The organism is Falsihalocynthiibacter sp. BN13B15 (assembly GCF_041205415.1).
Taxonomy (GTDB): Bacteria; Pseudomonadota; Alphaproteobacteria; order Rhodobacterales; family Rhodobacteraceae; genus Falsihalocynthiibacter; species Falsihalocynthiibacter arcticus.
The window spans coordinates 1-243 of record NZ_JBGFCE010000144.1 but is presented as its reverse complement, the minus strand read 5'-3'; the positions used below and the strand labels follow the sequence as shown (position 1 = coordinate 243).

Annotated in this window: 1 pseudogene; it reads right to left on the bottom strand. The window is 54.3% G+C overall.

Annotated features, from left to right (window positions below):
• A pseudogene (locus tag AB9F26_RS22560) lies at positions 1-243 on the bottom strand (IS3 family transposase); the annotation flags it as partial.

Sequence of the window (243 nt, the reverse complement as noted above, 5' to 3'; positions counted from 1 at the left end):
CCAGCACCTTGCGGCTGTACCAATCCATAATGGCCACGAGATACAGGGAGCCGCGCCGCATCGGTATGTAGGTAATATCTGCACACCAGACCTGGTTTGGAGGGTCAATCACCGCGTTTCTTAGAAGATATGGCCAAATCTTGTGTTGCGGATGCTTTTTACTGGTGTTGGGCTCCTGATAAATCGGCACCAATCGCATGAGGCGCATCAAACGGCGGACACGATGCCGCCCGCATGCGTGGT